The following is a 24886-nucleotide window of genomic DNA, read 5'->3' on the forward strand; positions in this document are numbered from 1 at the left end:
GGTTAAAGATTGTTTTGGCTTGCCTTAGTAAAAACAGTTTTCATTTTTTCTGCAAAAAGCGCCGTTTCCTTTTCCGTAATAACAAGCGGCGGCAACAGACGGACAACATGCGGGCCTGCTGTTAATACAAGCAAATGCTCAGCCAATGCCGCCCGGGTGATTTTTACAGCTTCCATTTCCGTTTCAAGGCCGGCCATCAGCCCTTTCCCGCGGATTTCTTTAATAAAAGAAAATTGCGTCTTCAAGTCTTCCAATTTTGTCCAAAAATCGATGCTTTGTTTTTGGACATGTTCGATGATATTTTCTTCCGCAAACGTTTCAAGCGTTGCCAGACCGGCTGTCGCAGATAGCGGGTTGCCGCCAAAAGTGCTGCCGTGCGTACCGGGCGTAAAGCTTTGCGCGATTTTTTCTTTCGCGAGCATGGCGCCAATCGGAATGCCGGACCCCAGCCCTTTTGCAAGCGTCATGATATCCGGTTCGAAGCCGTACTGTTCATAGGCAAACAGTGTACCGGTACGGCCCATGCCCGTCTGCACTTCATCTACAATGATTAAACAATCGTTCTTTCTGCACGTGCGGACAAGGGCATCCACCCAATCCTGTTCCGCAGGGATGACGCCGCCTTCCCCCTGAATCAGTTCAAACATGACGGCAATGGGCTTAAGCTTTTCGAGATCGCGGAGTGCCGTGATGTCGTTAAACGGCAAATAGGTGAATCCCGGCACAAGCGGTTCAAAGCCATGCTGGATTTTTTCCTGTGCCGTTGCCGACAATGTCCCGAGTGTCCGGCCGTGGAACGAAGCCTTGAAGGTGACGATGGGCCCCGATTTTCCGCGTTTTTTTGCATCAAGGCGGGCCAGTTTGATCGCCGCTTCATTGGCTTCCGCGCCGCTGTTTGCGAAAAACACCCGGTCAAATACGCTTTGTGCTGCTAGTTTTTCAGCCAGCTCTTCCTGCGGCCCGATTTCAAACAGATTGGAAGTATGCCAGATTTGGTCCAGCTGGCCGGTCACCTTGGTTTTTACCTTTTCGGGGACATGGCCGAGATTGCAAACGGCAATGCCTGAAGTAAAATCCAAATATTTTTCTCCATTTTCATCCCATACATAACTGCCTTTTCCTTTTACAAACTTTACCGGCGTCCGGCTGTACGTTTGCATAAGTGCTTGCTTTTTTACCGTTTGCGTCATCTTATCCATCGATCAAAACCCCGTTCCCTGTAAATTTCGTCCCGGTTTTTCCGCCGCCTGCCAAAAACAGGAGGCTGTCTTCTTCTGTCCCGTCCACAATCACCACTTCTTTTACGCCGGACCGGATGCATTCCGCTGCTGCCCGGACTTTCGGAATCATGCCACCGGTAATGACTTGTTTTTGGATGAGCCCGTCAACCTGTCCGGGGGTAAGATAAGGGAGCACTTTCCCTTCCATCATGACCCCGGGGACATCCGTCACCATCCAAACACGCGCGTTCATTTTCCGGGCAACCGCGGCTGCTGCCAAATCAGCATTGACATTCAGGCGCTGGCCGTTTTTATCCGTCGCAACCGGGGAAATGACTGGGATAAACTGCTGTCGCAATAAAGCAAGCAGCACCTGTTCGTTTACAGATTCGATTTCCCCGACATACCCGAGATTCGGTGTCTCAATCTTCCTGGCAGTTAAAAGCCGTGAGTCGGTTCCGCTGATGCCGACCGCTTTGGCCCCCGCCTGCGAGAGCCGGCGCGTAATCCATTTGTTGATGGAGCCGGAAAGCACCATCTCAACGACGTTTAACACCGGCTCGGTCGTAACGCGCAACCCGTTTTTAAATTGCGTTTTGATCTGCATTTTTTCCAACATGGCTGAGATCGCCGGTCCCCCGCCGTGAACGATGACAGGTTCAAGCCCGAATCGCGCTTTGATTTGCACCAGATTTTCAAAAAATGCATCCGGCAGCTGATGGAGAATGCTGCCGCCGCACTTGATGACAACGTATGCCAATTTGGCCAACCCCTTATAAATAGTTATTGAATTGTATAATTATGCAACAATGCGTGCACAAACATTATGAACGATAAGTGGCATTGATTTTCACATAATCATAGGTCAGGTCGCATCCCCATGCAGTACCCTGGCAAGTTCCGGCACCAAGGTCGATGGCGATACAGATTTTGTCATTTTCCTTTAAATAGGCATGTGCCTCGTCTTCGGAATAGGAAGCCGGCATGCCTTTTTCCACTACGGGAATCCCGCCGATGCGGATAGAAAGCGCTTGTTCATCCACTTGGACGCCGCTGTATCCGATCGCATTGATAATCCTTCCCCAGTTCGCATCGGCGCCAAAGACAGCAGCTTTTACCAAATTTGAGCCGATAACGGTTTTTGCGACCGTTTGTGCCTCTTTTTCCGTTTCAGCCCCGGTTACACAGACTTCAACCAGTTTCGTCGCGCCTTCCCCGTCTCTTGCAATTTGTTTGGCAAGTTCCCGGGCAATATAGGCAAAGCTTTCTGCGAATTTCTTCCAATCCGGGTGTGCATAGGAAAGCGTATCGTTTCCGGCCAGCCCGTTTGCCATTACAACGACCATGTCATTTGTGCTTGTGTCGCCGTCCACCGTAATCATATTGAACGTTTCATCGACCGTTTGTTTCAGCAGGTTTTGCAATGCAGCGGCCTCAACTTTGGCGTCTGTCGTGATAAAAGCGAGCATCGTTGCCATGTTCGGATGGATCATCCCCGATCCTTTGGCGCAGCCAGCAACCGTGACCGTTTTCCCATCAATTTCAAGCGTTACGCAGGCGCGTTTTTGAAAGGTGTCCGTCGTAAGTATCGCTTTTTCAAAAAGGTCCGGATGGGATGTGCCCTCTTTCTCGATACGGCGAATGCCGGTTTCAATTTTTTCAACCGGTAAAAGCTCGCCAATGACACCTGTTGAGGCAACGCCGATCAGGCTTTCGTTTACGCCGATTTGAGCGGCGAACCATTCCCGCATCAGGCGGGCGTGGCGGAGGCCTTCATTGCCTGTAAAGGAGTTCGCGTTTCCCGAATTCACAATGATGCCGGACAGCTTCCCACTTTCCATAATGCTTTCTTTTGTAATCTGGATGGGTGCAGCTTGAAACTGATTCGTCGTGTAGACCGCAGCCGCTTGTGCCGGGACAGCGGAGTAAAGCCACCCAAGATCCGGACGTTTTCTTTTAATGCCGCAATGGAGCCCACCGGCAAAAAATCCTGCCGGGCTCGAGATGTTTCCGTCTGTTTTCGTAAAAAATGCAGTACTTTCTTTTTCATATAATTGATTCATTGCCATCCTCCATATATAAACGGTATGTTTAAGATTGCCTTATGGATAAACCGGAACATGGTCGAGCCCTGTATCTTCTTCCAGCCCGAAAAGCAGATTCATATTTTGGATTGCCTGCCCGCTTGCACCTTTTACAAGATTGTCAATGGCAGAAATGACCACGAGCCTCCCCGTCCGTTCATCCACATGGACGCCTATATCACAGTAATTTGAGGCGTATACTTCCTTTGTAGATGGAAAAGAACCAGCCGGCCTGATCCGGATAAATTTCCGGCCTTTATACACTTTCCTATAATATTGGCGGACATCTTCGGTGGTGACTTTTTTTGCTAAAGGCGCGTATATCGTGCAAAGAATCCCCCTCGTCATCGGAATAAGATGGGGCGTAAATGAAATTTTCGCTTCTTTTCCGGCAAACGCCTTGATGAACCGCTCGATTTCCGGTGTATGCTGGTGGCTTCCGACTTTGTACGCACCGGTATTTTCATTTACTTCAGTAAACAAGTTGCCTAGAGAAGGGGTTCTTCCCGCACCGGAAACACCGGTTTTACCATCAATCACAATAAAGGAAGTATCGATGAACCCCCCTTGAACAGGCGGGAGAAGTCCTAAAAGCGCTGCGGTCGGGAAGCAGCCGGGATTGGCGATCAGTTGAGCCTCTTTTATCCTGTCCGCATTCATTTCTGAAAGGCCGTAGATAGCTTTATCCAGCTCTTTTTGCGGGGCGGGTTCGCGTTTATACCATTGCCTGTACGCTTCCCCATCCAGCCTGAAATCCCCGGACAGGTCGATACACTTTAAACCTTTATCAACAAACCGTGGTACCCAGTTTTTGGCTACCCCAGACGGCGTTGCGAAAAACAATAGTTCTACCCTGCCTGCGATTTCATCCGGAACCATGTCTTCCAATCCGGCTTCTATGATTTGCTGGAAATGCGGGTAATGTGCGGTCAGCATCGTGCCTTTTGTGCGGTGCGATATCAACATTTCCAGTTGTGCGCGGGGATGGCGGGCAAGAAGTCTGACAAGTTCCGCACCGCTGTATCCGTTTGCCCCGACAATCCCTATTTTCAACATTTTCATCTCCCTATTGTTATGTATGTGCATTATTATAATTCATTATGTATGATTATACAAGGTTAAAAATATAAAAAAATAGAAACTTTTCGCTTTCAAGCATAACAAAAAAGATCAAGGCCTGCATCCGGCAGGGCTTGATCTTTTTCGTCTGCAAGGAAAATTAGTCGTGTGCCAATACGACGATTTTTCCGTTTGCCGCCGCACCGACATACCGGGTGGCAATTTCAAGCGGAATTCCGAGCTCAAGGACCTTTTCCAATATTTTTTCCGGGTATGTTTTTCTTTTGACCAGTGCTTTCAGTTCATTCATGAGATCCACATCCGTATGAAGGCATATTCCGTTTACACCTTTTCCGGCTTCGCGGCCGACTTCACGGATGGCCGCAGCATTGTTGGCGATGACAGTAATGCGCCCATTTTCTCTATGATGATGTAAAATGGCTTCCGCTGCTTCCCCGGGTCCGGCAAAAATTCCAATTAACTGCATATGCGTGTCCCCATATTAATCACCAAAAGAAATGACGAGTTTTTCCAGTTCCGCCGCGCTGGGTTCCGTCATCGTAAAGCCGAGTCTTTTCATTTCTTCAGCTACTGCCGCTGCATGGCTTTGATCCGTAACAATAAAGGTGCGGTCGCGCTGAATGGTGTCTTTCACTTTCGCCAAAAAGGAAAACAAAGCAGCGGTTTTCGGTTCTTGAATTTCACGCATAAAATGGGAAGATTTCTCGGTTACCGGCAAAATCCAAATCTCACATGCATATGGCATTTTTAAAATTTCATAGAAAGCATCTGTTTTTTCGAGCGGCGTACGCAGCGTATAATCGAAAAACTCATACACTTTCCGGCTGGAAAAAGGGAAGTTTGCAAACGGGCGAGAATCTTCCTTGTCGAACACGTGAATGTCCACTTTCGATTTATTTTTTTCAAAATAATTGTCTTCTGTTTTTGCAACGATATTTTGCATCGTTATGTTCCCCCTTGTATGTAAATCAGATTTCTTTTTATATTGCCTTTTTGCCCCGTTCTTAAACACCGGCGTTCGTTTTTTTCGAATGTTTAACCCGTTTTTCCTAGGGTAGACAGGAATTGAAGATCAAAACCGGAACAGGAGTGGAGCAGATGTTTTTACACAAAAAAGAGTTGCAGTTTGAAGCAAAACCTGAAAGGCCGGATCCGGTTTTCGCCAATAAAGTGCAGGAAGTGCTCGGCGGGCAATACGGGGAAATCTCTGTGATGATGCAGTATCTTCTCCAAGGATGGAACTGCCGGGCAGATGAAAAATACCGGGATATGCTGCTTGATATCGGGACAGAAGAAATCGGCCATGTGGAAATGCTCGCCACATTAATCGCCCGCCTGCTCGATAAGGCACCGGTCAAAATGCAGGAAGAAGCGGTTGCGAAAGACCCTGCCATTGCAGCTGTCATGGGCGGGATGAATCCGCAACACGCCATTGTCGGCGGGCTCGGCGCGTTGCCGGTCAACAGTGCGGGTGTTCCGTGGAGCGGCAGTTATATCGTATCAAGCGGGAATTTAATCGCTGACTTCCGCGCCAATCTCAACGCTGAATCGCAGGGGCGACTTCAAGTCGTCCGCTTATATGAAATGACGGACGATCCGGGCGTGAAAAAAACACTATCGTTTTTGATCGCGCGGGACACGATGCATCAGAACCAGTGGCTGGCCGCCCTGCGTGAACTGGAAGAACAGGAAGGTGTTGTCGTGCCGAGCACATTCCCTCCTGAACAGGAGCCTGAAGAATTTACCCATCTCTTTATCAATCATTCGGAAGGCAAAGAAAGTGCCAAGGGAAGATGGGCGAGCGGCGAAAGCATTGATGGAAAAGGTGAATTTAAATTTGTCGAACCTTTTGCATCCCATGACCGTGTCGGACAACAACCGGCACCGCCCTATGTGCACGGAACACTGCCAATCGTTAAATAAAGCAAAAACCGAAAGAAGACTTTCCTTCTTCCGGTTTTTTTGCCATTTCTTAATATGCACCCGCCATCACCGGTTGGCGGTAGGCAGATAGCGACTCATCCATGATTTTTTGAAAAAGCGGCTCAAGATGTGCGGGGATCAGCTGGCCGGCAAAATCCCACGCATTTTGCTCAATCGTAAGTGCCAGTGCTTGCTTTTCCGGTAAATGCCCGGACTCTTCAAAGGCGGCGGACAATAGAGGCAGATTTTCATCCATCGCATGGCCGATTTCATGTGCAAGCACAATCGTGGCGTAAGGCAAAAACCATTCGCAGCTTCCAAACAATAGCTCGCACTGCCGCCGGATTGTCTCTATATACAGCGTAATCGTATCGGTGTGCGGATGGTATTTGCCGCCAACAAGGCGCCCGCCGGGGAACTGTTTCTTTATTTTCAAATGGGCGGTGCACCCGGCGTTTTTTAGTAATTCTGTTGCCATTTCTCTGATTTGCAAAATTCCCCTGTCTCCTTTATCCATATTGGCATTGCTCTTATCATATATTATGAAAGATCGCGATTGCAATATGTATCTATTTTTTATCCGAAGCGGCCGGATTAAAAGGATATTTTTTTTCCTAGCAAAGGGACGTGTGAACCTGATTCCCAAGGCAAAAAAAACAGGCCATAAAGGCCTGTTTTTTATAATTTCGAAACGTTTGCAGCTTGTGGTCCGCGGTTGCCTTCTTCAATATCAAAAGATACGGATTGGCCTTCTTCCAAAGTTTTAAAACCTTCGCCCTGAATCGCTGAGAAGTGAACAAATACATCGCTGCCGCCTTCACGTTCGATAAATCCGTAGCCTTTTTCCGAATTAAACCATTTTACTTTACCTTGTTCCATTTTGTTTCCTCCTAATGTGTTTGAACACAAAATTACTATCCTTGCTCAAGTGATTTCAGGGGGTCAGTTTTAAAACTTTTTCCTTCCTTACCATACCGAACAAAAATAATTCTTTATTATAATAGCAGATTATAAATGTGGTGTCAAGACGAATTGATTATTTTTTTCTTTATTTTTTTCTTTATTTTTTTCTCCACTAATGCCGTGATTTTTTCGGATGAAAACCTTTCATGGCTGCCGAATCCATCCGCCTGGAAAAATGCTGCTGCAAAAATGGGAAAAAGATGCCTGCACGCAGGCATCTTTTTCGGTAAAGCGTTTTATTTTTCTTCCCTGTACCCGTGGCCCGGAAAATTCCCGTATCCGCTGTGGCCGTAATGCCCGGAATGGTAATGATGATGGTGGCCGTGCGGGTAACCATAACCATGTGAGTGGCCGTACGAGTGGCCGTACGAATGCCCGTACGGATAACCGCCGTAACCACCGTATCCTCCATAATGGTGGTGGTGCCCATACGGCATATAATGGCCCGGATAGCCGCCATAATACTGCCTGGATTCTGCCAAATTTGTCACTCCTTTATCCATTGCTGCTTTTACAATATGGCAGTTGGAAGCGCATCGTTTGTGCATCCGCCTGCAAGCGGGAAAACAGGCGCCAATTTAAACGGCCGGATGTGCGTCTGCATTGTAAACCCCTTGCTAGGCCAGCCTGCTTCCGGACATACCGTACGGGCAATAAGTATGCGGTTATGATGAGAACGATATGCAAGCTTATTCAACGACAATGGTTTCGCAAAAATGCAGGCGTTGGCCTACCGTATCCAGTGTGACCGGGATGCCGAGCGGAAGCGCCAGATTCGGGGTACCGTGCCCGGACTGTATGCCGGCAAGCACCGGCTTACCGCTCCCGTAAAAAAACTTTTTCAGGACATCCTGTGCCGTAAACCCATCCGCGTATGCTTCCGGCTCACAGTCCGTCCATTGCCCGAGCACAAACCCGGAGGCGTCATCCAGTTTTCCGGAAAGCTGAAGCTGGGTCAGCATCCGGTCGATCGCATATGGCTCTTCATGCACTTCTTCAAGAAAAAGAATTTTTCCGCTTGTATCGATTTCAAACGGCGTTCCCATCAGTGCGCAGATTAATGACAGATTCCCGCCTGTAAGCGGCGCTGTCATGACCCCTTCACCCCACGCTTCCCCCGTGTAACTGCCGGTAGGAACACCGGTTGACGCCAGCTTGAGCAATGATTGTACCGAAAGCGCATCGTCTGTGATAAATTCGACAGCCGCCATCGGGCCATGGATCGTGGCGAGGCCGCATTTTTGCTGGAAAACGATGTGTAGTGCTGTAATATCGCTGTAACCGATAAATAATTTCGGATTCTCCCGGATCCATTCAACGTCGAGATACGGTAAAATTTGCGGTGTCCCGTACCCGCCGCGCAAACAAAGAATTGCCCGCACGTCATCGTCTGCAAACATCGCATGCAGATCGGCTGCCCGTTCAAGCGGCGTACCGGCCATATACCCACCGTATACTTTCTCCGCATTTTCTCGCACTTTTACCCGGAAACCGAGCCGCCGCAATTTCGCAACAGCAGTTTGAAGCCTTTCGATTGAGACCGGGCTTGCAGGCGCGACCAGCCCGATCGTATCTCCCGCCTGTAATCGTTTCCCTTTTCTCATCCTTCTCCCCCCTGGTTGATGAATTGCAGTACAATTTGCTCTTCCGCTTGATGTACTGCTTCTTCATCCAGTACATTATTGATCAAAATGGAAAAAATCAGCTTTTCCCCGGATGTTGCCTGCATATAGCCGGAAAGTGTGCTGACGCCTGTAATCGACCCAGTTTTGGCAAACACCTGTCCTCGAGCAGCCGTCCCCTTAAACCGGTTTCTGAGGGTTCCGCCTTCCAACCTGTTTTCAGCCCCCGCAACAGGCAGCGCATCGAAAAAGCACGGAAACCAGTCTTTTTCCTGTATCCGGTATAAAAGCGCCGTCAAATCATTTGCCCGGACCAAATCGGCGTGAGATATGCCCGAACCATCACGGAGCATCATCTGGTCAGGGTCCATGCCAAAGTTACCTGCAACGCTGCGAATGACTTCAAGCCCTTTTTCCCAGCTTCCTTCCCCTTTTTCCGTTTTCCCCATTTCTTTTACAAGCATTTCGGCGATGGTATTATTGCTGAATTTTAAAAACGGCACCATGATGCTTGATAAAGGCGGCGATTGCGAAAAGAGAACCGGAACTGCTGCATCCTTCACCCTGCCCGTTTTGATTGTGCCTTGAACGGTGATCCCGTTTTCCTCTAACGTTTTTTTGAAAACAGACAGCACCCATTTCGCCGGGTCCCAGACCGCTTTCCATTGCCGGACTGCGGCGGAATCGGCTGTAATCGTCCCGCTTGCCGTAAACGTATTCCCGCCATGTGCCCGGCTGATGACGATATCGTCCTCCTGCTGCTCACCGTCTCGCACGGTTCGGACATGGTTGACCAGTTTAACCATCCCGCTTTCCGGAACCATTTTGATTCGCGCTTTCATGCCGGGTTTTTTTGCCGGAACAACTTCAAAAATGGCCGTCCCTGCATCATAATCCCGGTTAGGCGATAAAGTTAAAGCCGAAATTTGTGCGCCGTAATATTCCTGTTCATCGCTCCATGGCAAGTCAAGTGAATACCGGGTATCATCATAGCGCGAATCATCCCCGACCAGGTCCCCCTGAATACGCCGGATTCCCTGCTTCTTTAATTCAGCCGCCCAGTCCGCTAAATCGGATTTCAATAAAGCAGGATCTCCTCCCCCTTGTATGTATATATCACCGTAAAGCGTACCGTTTTGGATCGCGCCTGTCCGGTACACGCCCGTTTTAAAACGGGTATTTTTCCCGAGCGTTTCAAGCGCGGCGGCTGCGGTCAGCAGTTTCATATTGGATGCAGGGCGCAGCAGCGTATTGCCATTTTGTTCGTAGAGCAGTTTCCCGCTATCAGCCGAACGGACGCTGATCGCAACGATCCCGCCTTTTAAAGGGGCGGCCTCAAGAATACCGGCAATCTTTGCGTCTGTTTCTTTTTTCCCGCAGCCTTCCCTGTCCCCTGCTGCATAAGGCCCAGTTCCCTGAATAAATAGAAATGCCATCGTCCATATCACGACCCATCTTTTATGCAATCCGTTTCCCTCCGTATGAAATTCTGCCTTGCTTTATCATATTCCTTCTTTATTTTAATCTTTCCGTAAACGCTGTTTTGGCTGCTATCTTCTTTTTTCCAATGATTCATTTCGCGTTTTTAAATATTTTTTTCCAAATTAGTAGAACAAGCATGCCTGTATAGTATAAAATGCTTGTGGGGGTGTAATCATGTACCGGTTTGGCTATTATGTTGTTGCCGGCATTTTTTGGCTGCTTGGCGGCAAAATCAAAAAAGAAAACAAAGAGAAAATCCCTGCGGCTCCGTTTGTGGTCGTTTGTACCCACCAAACATGGCTGGATATTATTTACCTGGCGATTGCCATCTGGCCTGTCCAAATTCATTATATGGCGAAACAGGAACTTTTCTCTAAAAAATGGTCAAAATGGCTATTCACGAAGTTGCACGCTTTTCCCGTCAATCGTGAAAATCCGGGCCCGAGCTCGATTAAAATTCCAATGAAACTTTTAAAAGAAGGGAAGGTCGTCGGCATTTTCCCTTCCGGAACACGCAAAAGCGAACATGTTTCTTTAAAACGCGGTGCCGTGACGATTGCTTTAAAAGCAAATGTGCCGCTTGTCCCGGCCATTTACGAAGGGCCGAAAACGTTCAAAGAAGTCCTCGCGAGAAAGCCGAAACGCGTGCGCTTTGGCGACCCGATCAGGCTGGCAGACGAAAAAAAAGGAACAAAAGAAGAAATTGAAAAAACGATTGTTCTGCTGCAAGACACTTTTGAAGCGCTGAAAAAACAGTAAAAATGCTTTCTGCTTGCCCGAAGCAGATGAAAAAGCACAAAAGAAATCAAAAAAACGGCGAGGCACCGCATTCAAAGTGCCTCACCGTTTTTTTCATGGACAAATAAAGATAAAACATCCCTTTTTCTCTGTCCCCTGCCGGCCGGCGAAAGGGTTTTTCCTTTTTTAATTGAAAAAACAGTCCATCTTTTCTTATAATAAAAGCGAGTACTTGCCAAGGAGGAGAGCGTCATGCTGAGTGGATGGTTTTCTGCCTTTATTTTAATATGGATCCTCTGTCTCGTTTTTCTCTTTTCAGTTGGCGGCTATTTTATGTTCCGGAAATTTTTGAAAAGGCTTCCGAAAGAAGACGGAAAATCAATACTTGACCGGCAGGAGGAGACAATCCTTAAAACGCGGCACCTCTGGACGCCGGAGTACAGGGAACTGCTTGAAGAACTGGTAAGCCCTGTCCCGGAATTGTTCCGCGATGTGGCCAGGAAAAAGATCGCAGCAAAAATCGGGGATGTGGCGCTTTCCAAAAATACAAAAAAAATGACACTGGACAATATCATTCAGGGCTATATTCTCGCTACGCCGAAACGCGACCATAAATTCCTCCGAAAAAAATTGAAGCAGCTGAACATCGACGACAGCCGATATGAGCAATTGTTTGCGCAGGAAAAAACAAAATCGGCCCAATAAATGAAAAAACATCATTCGGCAAAAGCGAATGATGTTTTTTCAAGCACGGACCCCTTCATCCAGTTCCTGCATGAGCCGCCTGTACTGAATATACATGGCGACGCGCCACGGCAGAATCATGCCGAATGCGAGCAGAAAAAACATGCCGCTCAGCTGCCCGATTTGAATCGAAGAACTAAGCACCACCTTCATCAGCAACCGGATGAGAAGAAGCCCGATCAAAATAAACGGAAAAGCTTTCGATCGTTTTAAATATACGTTTCCGTCACGGACTTCGAAACGGGAAGTTTTAATTAAAAATATGGAAAAGAACATTCCGACCACAAATGCTTCCAATACTTCGGCAGGTGTCACACGAAAATACGGGACGACAAACATCAATGCCCCGGTACTCATAAAGACCGGCGGCAACAATATTTTTTTTGTGGAAACGGGCTTGTTCTGCCCTTTTAAACGGACAAAAATGACCAAAGACCCCATCAAAATCGCAACAATGAACGAGATGATAATGCCTTCCATGTCTCAACCCTCTTTAGTAACAGATTTTTAACAAAAGAAATGTAGATACGATAAATATATGTTTCCTATGGTAATATTCAACCATAAAAGCGGGGTTGATGTCCAGCCGGAATGCCTGCCTCCCTTTTTTTGTGGCGCCTGTCAGTTCAAAACGCGTTCAACCGCTTCTAAAACACGCGTTTCATCAAAAGGCTTGACGATAAAATCCTTTGCGCCGGATTCAATTGCTTCGACGACCAGTTTTTGCTGGCCAAGCGCGGAGCAAATAATAATTTTTGCGTCCGGGAATTCGCGCACGATCTTTTTTACCGCTTCAATGCCGGTCATCTCCGGCATAGTAATGTCCATCGTCACAACATCCGGCCTGACTTCACGGTATAATTCAATCGCCCGCTGCCCGTTCTCCGCTTCGCCTACAACGGTATGGCCGCCGTTTTCCAGCATTTTCGCCAAAGTCATCCTCATAAATTTTGCATCATCCACAATTAACACATTTGCCATCGATCGAATTTCTCCTCCTCATTGATCCGTTAAAATGCAACCCGGATTAAAATCCCTGGAATCCCCCGAACAGTGCACTCATATAACCGGAAATGACAGGCATCCAGTCAAAAAAGAGCAGGATTCCGGCGACTATCATCACAACACCGCTCCATTTTAAAAGTTTTACGCTGTATTTTTGCATCCACCCCAACCGTCCGATAAAAAAAGCAAGGACAAAAAAAGGTATGGAAAAGCCAAGTACATATGCAGCCATATAGACCGACGCAGAAGCCGGATGGGCCACTGCCATTGCCAATACCGAGGCAAGAATCGGCCCGGTGCAGGGCGTCCAGCCGGCAGCAAACACTAGCCCGACGAGAAAAGAACCCAAAAATCCCGCCGGCTGCTTTTTTATATCGATTCGGTACACCTTCATAAAGATCCCCGGATGAAAAATGCCCGCTGCAAGCAGCCCAAAAAAAATGAGCGCGACTGCACCGAGCTGCCGGATGACATCCTGGTAACGGATAAAAAAACTCCCGATCCAGGAAGCACCAAACCCCAATGCAATAAAAACAGTGGAAAATCCCGCGAGAAACCAAACGGTATGCAGGATACTTTTCCACTCCCGCATGCCGCCCCCGCTTTTTAACCGGCTGACAGAAGCGCCTGTTATATAAGAAACAAAAGCAGGATAAAGCGGCAGGCAGCAAGGAGATATAAAGCTCATGAAACCTGCCCCGAAAGACAGCCATACAGTTACATCAGCCATCGGTTCACTCCCCATCCCGGCTCATTTTCATTTTAACATAAACTGATTGAAAGAGAAAAAACATCGTGAAAAGCATAAAAATGGAACATGAAATCAAAAACCACCTTTTCTGTGCAGAAAATTGGCAGAAAAAGTGGTTTACAGAATCGTGAGAAGCTTAACAATGGTGATGGATATACCACAAAAGCCGGTCGCCCAGCTTAAGATTTCATTTGTTTGTTCATGGCATTCATCATTTGATTGATTTTCTTTTGAGACGGCTTCATACCCATTTGCATCATCATCATTCTCAGCATTTGTTCATTAATCGGCGGATTTTTCTTCAGGTAATTCATCATATATTTACGGGCGATGAAAAACCCGATTGCTGCGCCTGCCAAAAGAGCAATTAGGGCTACAAGAACGAACACCCAAATCATAATATACCTCCTTCACTCACATACAGTGTACTAAATCCATTTGAATTATACAATACTTGTTTTCTTCTCACACGAATTTTCTTTCTTTAACCGGTTTTATCCAGCCGAATCGTTTATGGTCATAATCGATTGCAAGCAAATCTCCTTTAAAGTTCCTCAGAATTTCAAAAACGGCGGTTTCTGTATCATAACTCCCGTATACGTTCAGCTGGAGCATTCTTTCTTCTATGGTCACTTCCAGCACCTGCCCCTCTTTCTTTGAAAGAAGTTGGCAAGCGCCTGTTTTCGTCATGTTGCTGGTGTCAGAAAATAACGGCTGCAAGACATGATGGACAGACAAGAGCGGAATCGGCTTTGTAATATAATGGATCTGTCTGCTGAGGACATTTTTCAAACTTCCGGAAACGTGCGCATACTGGTGAAAAAGATTAAAAAACATTCGTTCCCTGCCGTAATAATATTGTGCAAACTCCTCTTTTATCAGATAGATAGAATAGGACCGCATATGATCTCACTCCCGCAACTTTGTTACCTTCACTATAATGGACGGGCCTCAAAAAAGTTGTCGTTTGTTGTAACAAAATTTAAAAAATGAGTTTGAAACATTTGATTGCATGTACAGACAAGAAAATAAGCGTAAATACATCAACGCGCTGCCGATTATGCGGTAGCATCCAAGGGAAAAGCCATTCAGCTCAGCCCCCGCACTTTTAGTCCCCCTTTTCTTATACCCTTCCTGCATAAAAAATGAGCCTGCTTTCGCGAATACCGCAAAAGCAGGCCCGGAACGATTACATGCCCAATAATTTTTTTACACGTGCCACAACATTTTCAACGGTAAATCCGTATTTTTCCATAACGGTTTTACCGTTTCCGCTGGCGCCAAACGTATTAACCGACAAAATATCGCCTTCATCCCCGGTATACCTTTCCCAGCCGAATGGTGAAGCCATTTCAATGGCAAGGCGTTTTTTCACCTGTGCCGGCAATACGGATTCTTTGTATGCTTTGCTTTGCTGTTCAAAACGGTCCCATGACGGCATGCTGACAACAGCAGCATCAATCTTTTGTTCCGCCAATTGCTGTTGCGCGAGCACAGCCAGATGGACTTCCGACCCGCTGGCAAGAAGGAGAACGTCAGCCGTTTCTTTTTGTGCAGGGGACACGACATAGGCACCTTTTGAAACGCCTTCCAACGCTTTTTCAGACGTCCCTTTCAAGGTTGGCAGCCCTTGGCGCGTCAAAACAAGCGCTGTCGGATGGTTTTCAGATGACAGAGCAAGGCGCCAGGCAGCCGCCGTTTCATTGCCGTCCGCGGGGCGGATGACCGACAAGCCCGGCATCGCTCTTAAAGAAGGAAGCTGTTCAACCGGTTCATGTGTCGGACCGTCTTCCCCGACAGCGATACTGTCATGCGTAAAGACGTACGTTACCGGAAGGCCCATAAGAGCAGCTAGGCGGATGGCAGGACGCAAATAATCCGAGAAAACAAAGAACGTGCCGCCGTATACATGGACACCACCATGAAGCGCCATACCGTTCATGGCTGCGCCCATCGCAAATTCGCGGACACCGAACCAAATATTGCGCCCTTCATAGGCATCCGGCATATAGTCCTTGTCTTCTTTCAGCCGCGTATTGTTGGATCCGGCAAGGTCTGCAGATCCCCCGAACAAAGACGGCAAATGTTTGGAGACGGCATTTAGCACTTCCCCGCTTGCCGCACGGCTGGCAAGGGTTTTGCCTTCTTCATAGACCGGAATGTCCTTGTCCCATCCATCCGGCAGCCCGCCTTTTATCGCCTGTTTTAGTTCAGCCGCAAGCTGCGGGTATTGTTTTTCATAGGCCTCAAACAGGGACGCCCACTCCTGTTCCTTTTTCACGCCATTTTCCACAACCAATTCACGGAACCGTGCGTAAACTTCATCCGGAACATAGAAGTCTTCTTCAAATGTCCATTTATACGCTTCTTTCGTTAGTTTCAGTTCATCTTCTCCGAGCGGGGCGCCGTGGGCAGCCGATTTCCCGGATTTGTTTGGAGAACCGTAACCGATGATCGTTTTCACTTCAATGAGTGTCGGCCGACTTGTATCCGCCTTTGCTTCCTCGATCGCTTTTGCGACCTGTGCCATATCATTCCCGTCTTCAACCCGCAAATACTGCCAGCCGTATGCTTTAAACCGGTCGGCAACACTTTCGGAAAAGGCCTTATTTAAGTCGCCGTCAAGGGAAATGTCATTGGAATCGTACAATACAATGAGACGTCCCAATTTTAAGTGTCCCGCCAATGAAGCAGCTTCGGCAGATACGCCTTCCATTAAGTCGCCATCTCCGCATAAAGCATATGTATAATGGTCAATGACAGGGAAATTTTCTTTATTGTATACAGCCGCCAGATGCCGTTCTGCCATCGCCATTCCGACTGACATGGCAATCCCCTGCCCGAGCGGACCGGTCGTTGCTTCCACGCCTTCCGTATGCCCGTATTCCGGATGACCCGGGGTTTTGCTGCCATATTGCCGGAAATTTTTAATATCATCCATGCTTAATGCATAACCGGATAAATGGAGCAGGCTATAGAGCAGCATGGAACCATGCCCTGCGGATAATACGAAACGGTCCCGGTTAAACCAGTGCGGGTTTTCCGGATTATGGTTCAAATATCTTGTCCAGAGGGTGTATGCCATTGGTGCAGCCCCCATCGGAAGCCCCGGATGACCGGATTTTGCTTTTTCGATGGCGTCAATGGACAATGTTCGGATTGTTGTGACTGCCAGTTCGTCCGTTTTATCAAACATCTGTTAACATCCTTTCTTCATGGGTTACAACTCTATATTAAGGCAAGTGAAACCCATAACACAACTCTTTTACCATTTTGTATGGATTTTGTAAGAAAAAAGCAGGATGGTTTCCTTTTTAGTGCAGCTTTCTTTTTGTTTGAATTTGCTTAATTTTTTCCGGGGTAACGTCCTGGCCAGCCGGGTCAAGCACACGGACATTTTCAATCGTTTTTCTGAATGAAGAGCGGAACGCCTGCAAATACTCGCTTCGCAATTTTGACTGTTCCTTTGCTTCTTCACTTGTCAGGGCGCCGGTTTTCGCTTTTTTCGCCAATTCGTTAATCCTTGCCATTTTTTCTTTTGAAAGCATATTTTCTCTCCTTTTATCCGTAATTGATGCCATCTTACTAAAATATGGACCCGCCTGCAACGAAAGCGCACCCGTGAAACGGTTTTGATACTATTTATCATGCCCCGTTTCCTCCATATATTCCCTGTAACGCCGGTGGACGGTTGCTTTTGAAACTTGGTAGCCGAAACCGCGCATAGTCGCAGCAATTTCTTGAAAAGTCAAGCCGTTATCCCGCAGGCGGATAATTTCTTCAACCGGCACTTCCTTTCGCTCCCTGCCGTCCGGATTCCGCTTCCCTTTTAAATTTTTTTCCGGACGGTAGCCGTTTTTGACTGCACGCTCCATTCCCCTTTTAATTTTTAAGTTATGCAGCTTTCGCTGATACTCTTCAACCATGCTGACAATTTTCAGCACCATTGAATCAGATTCCGAAAGCTCCAATTCTCCGTTTTGCGCATAACAATATACTTTAATCCCTTTTTTATATAAAAAATGAAGCAATGCAATTTTTGCATTTCCTCTTCCGATCCGTGTTTCATCCTGCACCAGTACGGCGTCAATCTTTTCATTTTCAATCGTATCAAGAAGATCAAGGATGCCGGGCCTGTCCAGGTCATAGCCGCTTGCCCGGTCACAGATCACCCCGGCCACTTGAAAACCGTGGGAATCCGAAAGCTTCTCCAGCTCTTCCCGCTGCCTCGCCAAGGAAGTTTCCTGGCTTTCTTTTTCCGTGCTTACTCTGCAATATAAAACAACTTTCATTTTTTCGTCTCCCGTTGTGATTTCATCGCAAGTTCCCTATTATCATCGCTGAATTCATTTTTTTCTATTGGAATGACAATTTTTTCGCCGGCTTTGATCATGTTGCCGTCAATATCATTATGACGCTCAACCCAGCTGATAAATGCTTCCCTCGACATTTTGCCCTTTTCCGCATACTGCCCGGCGATGTTCCAAAGCGTATCGCCCCCTGTGACGCTGATTTTGATATAGTGTGGGGATGGATCCCGCAGACTTCCAATCATGAAAAATCCGAAAACAAGCGTAAGCCCTGCTAAAATCATAACATAGTTATACTTTTTCCATAATCGTGACATCTCCATCTTCCTCCCGCGAATATTCGTTCGTCCAATCACCAGTTCTATTATAAAACGAACGCCTGTTTTTCGTCAACATTTTTTCGAACTTACGTTTGTTTTATCTGCTGCAATGTGATATAATAATAGCAAATAATGGCATTCCTCCCGTAAACGTCCCCATACGCAGCGCGGGTGCCAAACAAAACTGTGACGAGGTGAATAGAATGGCAAAACTATCAAAACGGCAACAGGCGATACTTGATTTCATCAAGCATGAAGTAAAAACAAAAGGTTATCCCCCTTCCGTGCGGGAAATCGGCCAGGCAGTCGGACTTGCTTCCAGTTCAACTGTCCATGGCCATCTCGCAAGGCTTGAAAGCAAGGGGTTGATCAGGCGCGACCCTACAAAGCCGAGAGCGATTGAAATTTTGGACCATGATGAAGAAATACCGGCCCAAAATGTTGTCAATGTGCCTGTTGTCGGAAAAGTAACAGCAGGCATACCGATTACCGCTGTAGAAAATATTGAAGAGTATTTTCCGCTTCCGGAACATCTTGTCCCGTCTGACGAGTCCGTCTACATGCTGGAAATTGAAGGGGACAGCATGGTGGATGCCGGGATTTTAAACGGCGATTATGTGATTGTCCGCTCCCAGCAGACGGCAAACAACGGAGATATCGTGGTCGCTATGACAGATGAAAATGAAGCGACAGTAAAAAGATTTTTCAAGGAAAAAGACTACTTCCGGCTGCAACCTGAAAACCAGACAATGGAACCGATCATATTGAAAAACGTCACCATTCTCGGCGTTGTCATCGGGCTGTACAGGCAAATGGTGCACTGATCAAAAAGAAGCAGTTTCGGCTGCTTCTTTTTTAATAGAGCATATGCGAGTTTGATGGCAAAAATGCCTGTGACACTTGAGGATTTCTGGGCTTCCAATCTATTTTCGAAGGAAAAATCGGGGCAATTAATGGGCATTTTGTTTTTCTGGGCGTTCGACGCAAAAATGCCCGATAAACAAAAACCCCTCAAAGCCTTACGCTTCAAGGGGTTTCTTGCTTAATACATTTCGATATACTGGTCGCGTTCCCATTGGTGGACTTGTGTGCGGAACATATCCCATTCAATTTCCTTAGCTTCAAGGAAGTGTTCGAGAATGTGATCGCCAAGGGCGTCTACCATTACATCATCCGATTTTAAGTTTTCCAGCGCCTGCAGCAGTGTGCCCGGGAGGTCGACAATGCCGGCTTCTTCTCTTTCTTCTTTCGTCATGACATAGATGTTGCGGTCGACCGGTTCCGGCGCCTGCAATTTGTTCGCGATGCCGTCAAGCCCTGCTTTTAACAGGACGGCGAGCGCGAGATACGGATTGGCAGACGGGTCAACGCTGCGCACCTCAACGCGCGTGCTTAAACCGCGGGAAGCCGGAATCCGCATGAGCGGGCTGCGGTTGCGAGCGGACCAGGCAACATAACAAGGCGCTTCATAACCCGGCACAAGCCGTTTATAGGAGTTCACCGTCGGATTCGTGACAGCCGTAAAGTTCGAAGCATGCTTCATAATGCCGGCAATGAACTGGTATGCCGTATCGCTCAGCTGCAGTTCTGCATCGTTCGGGTCATAGAATGCATTTTCTTTTCCTTTAAAAAGCGAAAGATTGGTGTGCATCCCGGAACCGTTCACGCCAAACAACGGTTTCGGCATAAACGTCGCATGCAGGCCATGTTTGCGTGCAATCGTCTTGACCACCAGTTTAAAGGTCTGGATATTGTCGCATGCCCTGACTGCATCCGCATATTTAAAATCAATTTCGTGCTGGCCGGGTGCAACTTCATGGTGGGACGCTTCAATTTCAAAGCCCATTTCCTCGAGTTCCAATACGATGTCGCGCCGGCAGTTTTCGCCAAGGTCCGTCGGCGCCAGGTCAAAATAGCCGCCGTTGTCGTTCAGCTCCAGTGTCGGTTCATTTTTTTCATTCAGCTTGAAGAGGAAGAATTCCGGTTCAGGCCCAAGATTAAAACTCGTGAAGCCAAGTTCTTCCATTTCTTTCAATACCCGTTTCAAATTATTCCGCGGATCACCTTCAAACGGGGTGCCGTCCGGATTATAAATATCGCAAATCAGACGGGCGACTTTCCCTTTCTCAGCGGTCCACGGGAAAATGACCCATGTATCATAGTCCGGATACAGATACATATCCGATTCTTCAATCCGGACAAACCCTTCAATCGAAGAGCCGTCGAACATGATTTTATTGTCGAGCGCTTTTTCAAGCTGGCTGAGCGGGATTTCCACGTTTTTAATCGTCCCCAAAATATCCGTGAACTGCAAGCGGATGAATTTCACATTTTGTTCTTCGGCATTCTTCAAAATATCTTCACGTGTAAACTTAGGCATGAACAGTATTCCTCCCTTTAGGCAATAAAAAGTATATATCTAAGCTATAAAACTAGCTTTTCAACAATGTTAATGGAAAAACCGGGGCGCATCGGACAACCGCTGGCTCGGTCTTTGAAAACGGCCGGCCTGCAGCAGTTCCTGGCGAAGCCGTTTGCGGATTTCTTCATCCGTTACATGATTTTTGACGAGTACCGGCCCGGTTCCGCGGCGGTCGTTCATCAATAAGATTTTTTTGATGCCTGCAATATTGATCCCCTGATCCAGCAAATCTTTAATATCAAGAAGCCGGTCGACATCATTTAAAGAATAAAGGCGGCGATTGCCTTCCGTTCTTGCCGGTGTAATCAGCTCGTGTTCTTCATAATAGCGGATCTGCCGGGCCGATAAATCTGTTAGCTTCATAACGGTTCCGATCGGCAAAAGCGGCATCGAACGGCGGATTTCTTTTCGACCCATGTTATACGCTCCTTTTCTTTATATTTTTACTATATTCCATGTGAGTTTTTTTGTCAACAAAATGTTATATTTTCTCACATCATTTTTTATCCTCAGGAAGGCAAAACGAGTTTTTCGCGGATTTCCATCCATTCTGCCACGTTCACACTTTCTTCAAGGGCTTCAAGACGGGCATCGAACTGTTCGGCAATATCGAGTAAAGCTTCCGATTGCATTTTCGCAAACTCTTCCTCCAGCCATGAGCGGAACGAACCGGCAAGCTTTTCTCCTTGCACGTCAAGATACTGCTGCGCAAGCGGTTCAAACATCGCCTGCAGTTCTTCCTGCATGCCGGCTTTTCCCCCTTTTTCAAAAAAAGTGCGCGCATTTTTAAAATGGCGGAATGCCTTTTCAAACGGTTCCAAATCCGTTTCCGAAAAGGCCGCAGGAAAATCAGGCGTAGCGTGTGCGCCCGCTTCAAACGTGCTGACAGACAAATCAGGAAGCAAACGTTTCATCTCCCTGTTCCATTCCGCGCTTTGCAATGTGAATAATTTCCGGCAATGGGCTTCAAGCCTTACATTTGTCGCCCGCATCTCCTGCGCAAAATCATAGCCAACGAGTTCTGCAAGCTCTTGAAGGGCGCCCGGCAAATCTTTCGCTGCCTTCACCGTTGCCGGATTAAAAGCTTCCTTGAAAAAGTCGGCGAAGCGGTAGAAAACGCGCTGTTTTACGTAATAGAGCAGCTCCTTCTGCTCCTGCATGAAGCTGTCCGTGAAAAACGCCGGCTTTGTATTTTTCAAAATGGCTTCTGCCTCTTCCCGCCGTTTCCGGAGAAGTTCCCGTTTCGCTTTCTTTGTTTCAATCGATTCATTGGCATCGCGGATCACGGCATCCACCATGGCAAGGCCGCGTTCCAGCTCGTTTTGTGCAGACTGAAGCACCATATTCAGCAAATCATGGTCGAGAAATTGGCGGAAGCCCGCTTCAAATTCGGCCATTTTCGCTTCCTCCCGCCTGCCTGAAAGCGCAAGCAGGCTTGATACACCATAAAGGCGCGGATTGCGGATGCCGAAATGGAGCAGTTGACCCCTGACATAGTCCATCACTTCTTTATATTCTTCGCCGGACGAGGCAAGATCAATCGCATTGACAATAAAAAACATCTTATCCAGTTCAAATGCTTCTTTTACCCGCCCGAGCTGGATGAGAAATTCCCTGTCTGCGCGCGCGAAGGCATGGTTGTAGTATGTGACGAAGAAAACCGCATCCGAGTCTTTAATATATTCAAATGCTACGCCGGTATGCCGGGCATTGATCGAGTCGGCTCCGGGCGTATCGACAAGCGTAATGCCAAGTCTTGTGAACGGGCAATCATAAAACAAATCAATGGATTCAACAAAACAAGACTGGGTTTCATCGGCAACAAACCGGCGGAACGCTTCCATTCCGACATTCAAGTTCTGTCCGTCCCGCCCGTTAAAATCAGGGAAGCCTTTCGCAAAGGCACGCAAAAAAGATAAATGGACTTTTTCGTTTGCTTTGCCCGTTTCTTTTGCTTGTAAAGTTTCAATTTTTTCAAGCGCTTCTCCGAACGAACGGCAACTATGCCCGAAAACAGCGAGCGACTTGTTTACATCTTCCAGCATCTGCGCCTCCGTTTTCAGCTTTACGGCTGCTGTTTTATGCGGATGTGCCGCATCAGGCGGGCAGATCCTGCAAATGGCCGCTGTGGTGGGATTCGGTGAAACCGGCAGTACTTTTTCGCCGGCAAGCGCGTTTGCAAAAGACGATTTTCCCGCGCTGAACGCGCCGAACAGCGCAACGGTATAGCGGCGGTTTTTCAGGCGCCTGCTTTTGGTTCTGAGCGTTTCGGTATACCGCCCGAAACCGTGCTGGTGCTTAAGCAGCGTAATCGCCTGCTCTATTTTGGCAAGCACGGTTTCAGGCGGCAATGTGCCGGCTTGTTTTTCTGTCGGGCCCGGGCTTTCTAAAGCCTTGCCGGTTTCTTCAGGCTGTTTTGCATCCTTTTCCCCGCGATACACCCGGTAATGCGCCTTTTCACCCGCCCATTCTTTCTCTATTTCAGCCAGCAGCTGTTCCGGATGTGCGGCAGGCGCTTTCAATTCAGTCCGTTTTTCGGCAAGCTGCCTTTCTATTTTTTCGAGATTCCTGTAAGCCTCTGCCAGTTCTTTTGCCTGCACGGCCTTTTTCCGAACCATTTTAAGCTGTTCATCCGTTTCCAAGGCAGCCTGTTTCAGGACGAGCGCTTTCCAATCGTTCCAAGCCTCACGGGCGGCTCGTTTGATTTCATCCGAGACATTTTCGCAATAATGGAGGATATAGTCGCCTGTCAGCCGTGCACCCTCTTTTACCTGGGCGGCGAGCATTGCTTCGCTGAAATCTGCTTTAAGCATGCCGGCCTGTTGTTCCAGCATTTGCGCGCCAGCAAGATGCAGCGGTTTTAAAGCTTCTTGCGCCAGCGGGCGGAGATGCCAGTCGATTTGTGCTTCGGTATTGGCTTCGAGGGCGGCATAGAAATCATGGAGCCGCTGTTTTCTTGCTTCTTCGGTTTTTTTCTTCTTTGCAAAAAAACCGCCGGCATGGAAATCTTTTTGCATGCTTTCAAGATACGCCTTTGCTTTCTCTCTCGTTTCAAACGGCATTAAATAGGCGCCGTCCAGAAGCGTTTGAAGCTTTTGCCGCGTATCCTCATCCCAATTTTCAATGCGGGTAAGAAGCGCCCGTTCTTTTTCAAGCCACTCTTGTTCCGCTTCGTACGCTTCCGTTTTCCCGGTGCCCGAATATTTTGCAAGCACTTCCTCATATGCTGCTTTTTGCGGTGCGTACTGCGCTTCAAGCCAGTCGTCATGCTCTTTTTCCAAGACGCTTAAGGATGCTTCAACAGACCGTTCCAGTCGGGCGGATTTTTCGGAAACGGCGTGGTCAATGAGCGCTTTCAGCCGGCCAAATTCATTATCGGGATGATCCGGGTCTTTTAAAGAGGTGTAAAAAATGCCGCCCGGCTGGACATGCCAGGATGCAAATGCATTTTCAACCCCCCGCCGGAATGCGGAAAACGGCAGCTCTTCGCTCTGGTGCTTGTCAATCTGGTTAATAATTAAATAAAGTTCAAGCCCGTGATCGAGCAGTTCTTTTGTAAAGGTAAAATTGAGTTCCGACTGGACATGGTTGTAATCCATCACATAAAAGACAAGATCCGCCATATAAATAGCCGATTCCGTGGCAATCCGGTGCGCATCGTTGGTTGAATCGACACCCGGCGTATCCATCACCGTCAATCCCGCCGGCAAATCGGAATCGGGCTTAGTGATTTCAATTTCCTGGACATGCCCTTTTTTGCAATAATTTTTGACAACTTCAAAATCATACGGCGCGTGAAAAATCAAAGGGGCTTCCCCTTTTTCATAAACGATGGCACAGTCTTCCGTCCCCTTTTCAATTTTGACAAGATTGGCGCTCGTCGGAATCGGGCTTGACGGAAGAACACGGCTGCCTAAAAGCGCGTTAATCATGGTGGACTTGCCGGCTGAAAAATGCCCGCAAAACGCGATATGAAAGTCTTCGCGGCGGACTTTTTTCAGCAGGTTTTTCGCTTTTTCCACCCTTTGTTCATCCCCGTTTTGCCGGAAATGTTCAATTAAGCTTAAAATCCGTGTTGTGTTTTTGCTTTTTTCCTGTAGTTTGGCCATCACTTTACTCCCCATTGTGTGTTGATAGCTCTATTTTAACGAATTTTTCATCGTATTCATACTATATTAGACTCATTTTTTCCCTTGCCTGGGCGAATGCCGCGGGCCGCGGA

27 protein-coding genes are annotated in these 24886 nt (G+C 47.6%); 4 read left to right on the top strand and 23 right to left on the bottom strand.

The window, feature by feature from the left end; translation table 11 throughout:
- Nucleotides 1-2: 2 nt before the first annotated feature.
- The 6 genes from NSS95_RS07770 to NSS95_RS07795 all read right to left on the bottom strand — a co-directional run bounded on the left by NSS95_RS07770 (nucleotide 3) and on the right by NSS95_RS07795 (nucleotide 5327).
- A complete protein-coding gene (locus NSS95_RS07770) occupies nucleotides 3-1199 on the bottom strand; it encodes an acetylornithine transaminase (RefSeq protein ID WP_014098233.1) in 1197 nt (398 codons plus the stop codon).
- Nucleotides 1192-1980 carry an acetylglutamate kinase gene (argB, locus tag NSS95_RS07775; protein ID WP_014098232.1) on the bottom strand — a complete coding sequence of 263 codons (789 nt, stop codon included), beginning with the start codon at nucleotides 1978-1980 and terminating at the stop codon, nucleotides 1192-1194. The genes NSS95_RS07770 and argB overlap by 8 nt, the downstream gene beginning before the upstream one ends.
- A gap of 64 nt (nucleotides 1981-2044) precedes the next feature.
- A complete protein-coding gene (argJ, locus tag NSS95_RS07780) occupies nucleotides 2045-3283 on the bottom strand; it encodes a bifunctional glutamate N-acetyltransferase/amino-acid acetyltransferase ArgJ (RefSeq protein ID WP_026683379.1) in 1239 nt (412 codons plus the stop codon).
- A gap of 39 nt (nucleotides 3284-3322) precedes the next feature.
- Nucleotides 3323-4360: an N-acetyl-gamma-glutamyl-phosphate reductase gene (argC, locus tag NSS95_RS07785; RefSeq protein WP_014098230.1), complete on the bottom strand. Its 1038-nt coding sequence runs from the start codon at nucleotides 4358-4360 to the stop codon at nucleotides 3323-3325.
- 163 nt (nucleotides 4361-4523) lie between these two features.
- The gene (locus NSS95_RS07790; protein ID WP_014098229.1) at nucleotides 4524-4850 is read right to left on the bottom strand and encodes a hypothetical protein; all 327 of its coding nucleotides are present in this window, start codon (nucleotides 4848-4850) and stop codon (nucleotides 4524-4526) included.
- A gap of 15 nt (nucleotides 4851-4865) precedes the next feature.
- Nucleotides 4866-5327: a hypothetical protein gene (locus NSS95_RS07795; RefSeq protein WP_014098228.1), complete on the bottom strand. Its 462-nt coding sequence runs from the start codon at nucleotides 5325-5327 to the stop codon at nucleotides 4866-4868.
- Between the two features lie 155 nt (nucleotides 5328-5482).
- Between NSS95_RS07795 and NSS95_RS07800 the strand changes: the two genes are divergently transcribed.
- Complete coding sequence (locus NSS95_RS07800) at nucleotides 5483-6307, top strand: manganese catalase family protein (RefSeq protein WP_014098227.1); 825 nt, start codon at nucleotides 5483-5485, stop codon at nucleotides 6305-6307.
- A gap of 49 nt (nucleotides 6308-6356) precedes the next feature.
- Here NSS95_RS07800 and NSS95_RS07805 read toward each other — a convergent pair whose 3' ends face one another.
- From NSS95_RS07805 to dacB, 5 genes are all read right to left on the bottom strand, one after another.
- Nucleotides 6357-6824 carry a hypothetical protein gene (locus NSS95_RS07805; protein WP_017550441.1) on the bottom strand — a complete coding sequence of 156 codons (468 nt, stop codon included), beginning with the start codon at nucleotides 6822-6824 and terminating at the stop codon, nucleotides 6357-6359.
- Between the two features lie 161 nt (nucleotides 6825-6985).
- The gene (locus NSS95_RS07810; protein WP_013859436.1) at nucleotides 6986-7186 is read right to left on the bottom strand and encodes a cold-shock protein; all 201 of its coding nucleotides are present in this window, start codon (nucleotides 7184-7186) and stop codon (nucleotides 6986-6988) included.
- Between the two features lie 320 nt (nucleotides 7187-7506).
- A complete protein-coding gene (locus NSS95_RS07815) occupies nucleotides 7507-7752 on the bottom strand; it encodes a hypothetical protein (protein ID WP_014098225.1) in 246 nt (81 codons plus the stop codon).
- A gap of 207 nt (nucleotides 7753-7959) precedes the next feature.
- Entirely contained in the window at nucleotides 7960-8874 is a 915-nt protein-coding gene (locus NSS95_RS07820; RefSeq protein ID WP_014098224.1) for a S66 peptidase family protein, read from the bottom strand.
- Complete coding sequence (gene dacB, locus NSS95_RS07825) at nucleotides 8871-10358, bottom strand: D-alanyl-D-alanine carboxypeptidase/D-alanyl-D-alanine endopeptidase (RefSeq protein ID WP_014098223.1); 1488 nt, start codon at nucleotides 10356-10358, stop codon at nucleotides 8871-8873. The genes NSS95_RS07820 and dacB overlap by 4 nt, the downstream gene beginning before the upstream one ends.
- A gap of 190 nt (nucleotides 10359-10548) precedes the next feature.
- Between dacB and NSS95_RS07830 the strand changes: the two genes are divergently transcribed.
- Nucleotides 10549-11133, top strand: a complete 585-nt coding sequence (locus tag NSS95_RS07830) for a lysophospholipid acyltransferase family protein (RefSeq protein ID WP_014098222.1) — start codon at nucleotides 10549-10551, stop codon at nucleotides 11131-11133.
- A gap of 231 nt (nucleotides 11134-11364) precedes the next feature.
- Nucleotides 11365-11817, top strand: coding sequence for a DUF2621 domain-containing protein (locus NSS95_RS07835; RefSeq protein WP_014098221.1), 453 nt, complete (start codon nucleotides 11365-11367; stop codon nucleotides 11815-11817).
- 39 nt (nucleotides 11818-11856) lie between these two features.
- Here the strand turns inward: NSS95_RS07835 and NSS95_RS07840 are convergent, their stop codons facing one another.
- The 9 genes from NSS95_RS07840 to yneA all read right to left on the bottom strand — a co-directional run bounded on the left by NSS95_RS07840 (nucleotide 11857) and on the right by yneA (nucleotide 18239).
- Nucleotides 11857-12336 carry a CcdC family protein gene (locus NSS95_RS07840; RefSeq protein WP_014098220.1) on the bottom strand — a complete coding sequence of 160 codons (480 nt, stop codon included), beginning with the start codon at nucleotides 12334-12336 and terminating at the stop codon, nucleotides 11857-11859.
- Nucleotides 12337-12477: 141 nt separating this feature from the next.
- On the bottom strand, nucleotides 12478-12837 hold the full coding sequence (locus tag NSS95_RS07845; RefSeq protein ID WP_013859444.1) for a response regulator: 360 nt from the start codon (nucleotides 12835-12837) through the stop codon (nucleotides 12478-12480).
- 46 nt (nucleotides 12838-12883) lie between these two features.
- Entirely contained in the window at nucleotides 12884-13591 is a 708-nt protein-coding gene (locus tag NSS95_RS07850) for a cytochrome c biogenesis CcdA family protein (RefSeq protein WP_014098219.1), read from the bottom strand.
- A gap of 200 nt (nucleotides 13592-13791) precedes the next feature.
- Complete coding sequence (locus NSS95_RS07855; protein WP_013859446.1) at nucleotides 13792-14010, bottom strand: YneF family protein; 219 nt, start codon at nucleotides 14008-14010, stop codon at nucleotides 13792-13794.
- 67 nt (nucleotides 14011-14077) lie between these two features.
- Nucleotides 14078-14515, bottom strand: a complete 438-nt coding sequence (sirA, locus tag NSS95_RS07860) for a sporulation inhibitor of replication protein SirA (protein ID WP_014098218.1) — start codon at nucleotides 14513-14515, stop codon at nucleotides 14078-14080.
- Nucleotides 14516-14801: 286 nt separating this feature from the next.
- On the bottom strand, nucleotides 14802-16808 hold the full coding sequence (gene tkt / locus NSS95_RS07865) for a transketolase (protein ID WP_014098217.1): 2007 nt from the start codon (nucleotides 16806-16808) through the stop codon (nucleotides 14802-14804).
- A gap of 118 nt (nucleotides 16809-16926) precedes the next feature.
- Nucleotides 16927-17160 (bottom strand): DUF896 domain-containing protein, encoded by a 234-nt coding sequence (locus tag NSS95_RS07870; RefSeq protein ID WP_014098216.1) that lies wholly within the window; start codon nucleotides 17158-17160, stop codon nucleotides 16927-16929.
- 90 nt (nucleotides 17161-17250) lie between these two features.
- Nucleotides 17251-17904 (bottom strand): YneB family resolvase-like protein, encoded by a 654-nt coding sequence (locus tag NSS95_RS07875; protein ID WP_014098215.1) that lies wholly within the window; start codon nucleotides 17902-17904, stop codon nucleotides 17251-17253.
- Entirely contained in the window at nucleotides 17901-18239 is a 339-nt protein-coding gene (gene yneA / locus NSS95_RS07880) for a cell division suppressor protein YneA (protein WP_340713852.1), read from the bottom strand. The genes NSS95_RS07875 and yneA overlap by 4 nt, the downstream gene beginning before the upstream one ends.
- A 206-nt stretch (nucleotides 18240-18445) precedes the next feature.
- Here yneA and lexA point away from each other — a divergent pair, with 206 nt between their 5' ends.
- Nucleotides 18446-19066, top strand: coding sequence for a transcriptional repressor LexA (lexA, locus tag NSS95_RS07885; RefSeq protein WP_014098213.1), 621 nt, complete (start codon nucleotides 18446-18448; stop codon nucleotides 19064-19066).
- Between the two features lie 218 nt (nucleotides 19067-19284).
- Here the strand turns inward: lexA and glnA are convergent, their stop codons facing one another.
- The 3 genes from glnA to NSS95_RS07900 all read right to left on the bottom strand — a co-directional run bounded on the left by glnA (nucleotide 19285) and on the right by NSS95_RS07900 (nucleotide 24773).
- Entirely contained in the window at nucleotides 19285-20622 is a 1338-nt protein-coding gene (gene glnA, locus NSS95_RS07890; protein WP_014098212.1) for a type I glutamate--ammonia ligase, read from the bottom strand.
- A 69-nt stretch (nucleotides 20623-20691) separates the two neighbouring features.
- Nucleotides 20692-21081 (bottom strand): MerR family transcriptional regulator, encoded by a 390-nt coding sequence (locus tag NSS95_RS07895; protein WP_014098211.1) that lies wholly within the window; start codon nucleotides 21079-21081, stop codon nucleotides 20692-20694.
- 92 nt (nucleotides 21082-21173) lie between these two features.
- Nucleotides 21174-24773, bottom strand: coding sequence for a dynamin family protein (locus tag NSS95_RS07900; RefSeq protein ID WP_017550446.1), 3600 nt, complete (start codon nucleotides 24771-24773; stop codon nucleotides 21174-21176).
- Between the last annotated feature and the right edge of the window lie 113 nt (nucleotides 24774-24886).

This window comes from Weizmannia sp. FSL K6-3076, assembly GCF_038007245.1.
Classification (GTDB): Bacteria; Bacillota; Bacilli; order Bacillales; family Bacillaceae_C; genus Weizmannia; species Weizmannia faecalis.

Excerpts from the sequence above, each read along its gene's own strand:
- NSS95_RS07770 (WP_014098233.1), bottom strand. The coding sequence starts at position 1,199 with ATGGATAAGATGACGCAAACGGTAAAAAAGCAAGCACTTATGCAAACG.
- argJ (WP_026683379.1), bottom strand. The coding sequence starts at position 3,283 with ATGAATCAATTATATGAAAAAGAAAGTACTGCATTTTTTACGAAAACA.
- argC (WP_014098230.1), bottom strand. The coding sequence starts at position 4,360 with ATGTTGAAAATAGGGATTGTCGGGGCAAACGGATACAGCGGTGCGGAA.
- NSS95_RS07790 (WP_014098229.1), bottom strand. The coding sequence starts at position 4,850 with ATGCAGTTAATTGGAATTTTTGCCGGACCCGGGGAAGCAGCGGAAGCC.
- NSS95_RS07795 (WP_014098228.1), bottom strand. The coding sequence starts at position 5,327 with ATGCAAAATATCGTTGCAAAAACAGAAGACAATTATTTTGAAAAAAAT.
- NSS95_RS07800 (WP_014098227.1), top strand. The coding sequence starts at position 5,483 with ATGTTTTTACACAAAAAAGAGTTGCAGTTTGAAGCAAAACCTGAAAGG.
- NSS95_RS07805 (WP_017550441.1), bottom strand. The coding sequence starts at position 6,824 with ATGGATAAAGGAGACAGGGGAATTTTGCAAATCAGAGAAATGGCAACA.
- NSS95_RS07810 (WP_013859436.1), bottom strand. The coding sequence starts at position 7,186 with ATGGAACAAGGTAAAGTAAAATGGTTTAATTCGGAAAAAGGCTACGGA.
- NSS95_RS07820 (WP_014098224.1), bottom strand. The coding sequence starts at position 8,874 with ATGAGAAAAGGGAAACGATTACAGGCGGGAGATACGATCGGGCTGGTC.
- NSS95_RS07830 (WP_014098222.1), top strand. The coding sequence starts at position 10,549 with ATGTACCGGTTTGGCTATTATGTTGTTGCCGGCATTTTTTGGCTGCTT.
- NSS95_RS07835 (WP_014098221.1), top strand. The coding sequence starts at position 11,365 with ATGCTGAGTGGATGGTTTTCTGCCTTTATTTTAATATGGATCCTCTGT.
- NSS95_RS07840 (WP_014098220.1), bottom strand. The coding sequence starts at position 12,336 with ATGGAAGGCATTATCATCTCGTTCATTGTTGCGATTTTGATGGGGTCT.
- NSS95_RS07845 (WP_013859444.1), bottom strand. The coding sequence starts at position 12,837 with ATGGCAAATGTGTTAATTGTGGATGATGCAAAATTTATGAGGATGACT.
- NSS95_RS07850 (WP_014098219.1), bottom strand. The coding sequence starts at position 13,591 with ATGGCTGATGTAACTGTATGGCTGTCTTTCGGGGCAGGTTTCATGAGC.
- NSS95_RS07855 (WP_013859446.1), bottom strand. The coding sequence starts at position 14,010 with ATGATTTGGGTGTTCGTTCTTGTAGCCCTAATTGCTCTTTTGGCAGGC.
- sirA (WP_014098218.1), bottom strand. The coding sequence starts at position 14,515 with ATGCGGTCCTATTCTATCTATCTGATAAAAGAGGAGTTTGCACAATAT.
- tkt (WP_014098217.1), bottom strand. The coding sequence starts at position 16,808 with ATGTTTGATAAAACGGACGAACTGGCAGTCACAACAATCCGAACATTG.
- NSS95_RS07870 (WP_014098216.1), bottom strand. The coding sequence starts at position 17,160 with ATGCTTTCAAAAGAAAAAATGGCAAGGATTAACGAATTGGCGAAAAAA.
- NSS95_RS07875 (WP_014098215.1), bottom strand. The coding sequence starts at position 17,904 with ATGAAAGTTGTTTTATATTGCAGAGTAAGCACGGAAAAAGAAAGCCAG.
- yneA (WP_340713852.1), bottom strand. The coding sequence starts at position 18,239 with ATGTCACGATTATGGAAAAAGTATAACTATGTTATGATTTTAGCAGGG.
- lexA (WP_014098213.1), top strand. The coding sequence starts at position 18,446 with ATGGCAAAACTATCAAAACGGCAACAGGCGATACTTGATTTCATCAAG.
- glnA (WP_014098212.1), bottom strand. The coding sequence starts at position 20,622 with ATGCCTAAGTTTACACGTGAAGATATTTTGAAGAATGCCGAAGAACAA.
- NSS95_RS07895 (WP_014098211.1), bottom strand. The coding sequence starts at position 21,081 with ATGGGTCGAAAAGAAATCCGCCGTTCGATGCCGCTTTTGCCGATCGGA.
- NSS95_RS07900 (WP_017550446.1), bottom strand. The coding sequence starts at position 24,773 with ATGGCCAAACTACAGGAAAAAAGCAAAAACACAACACGGATTTTAAGC.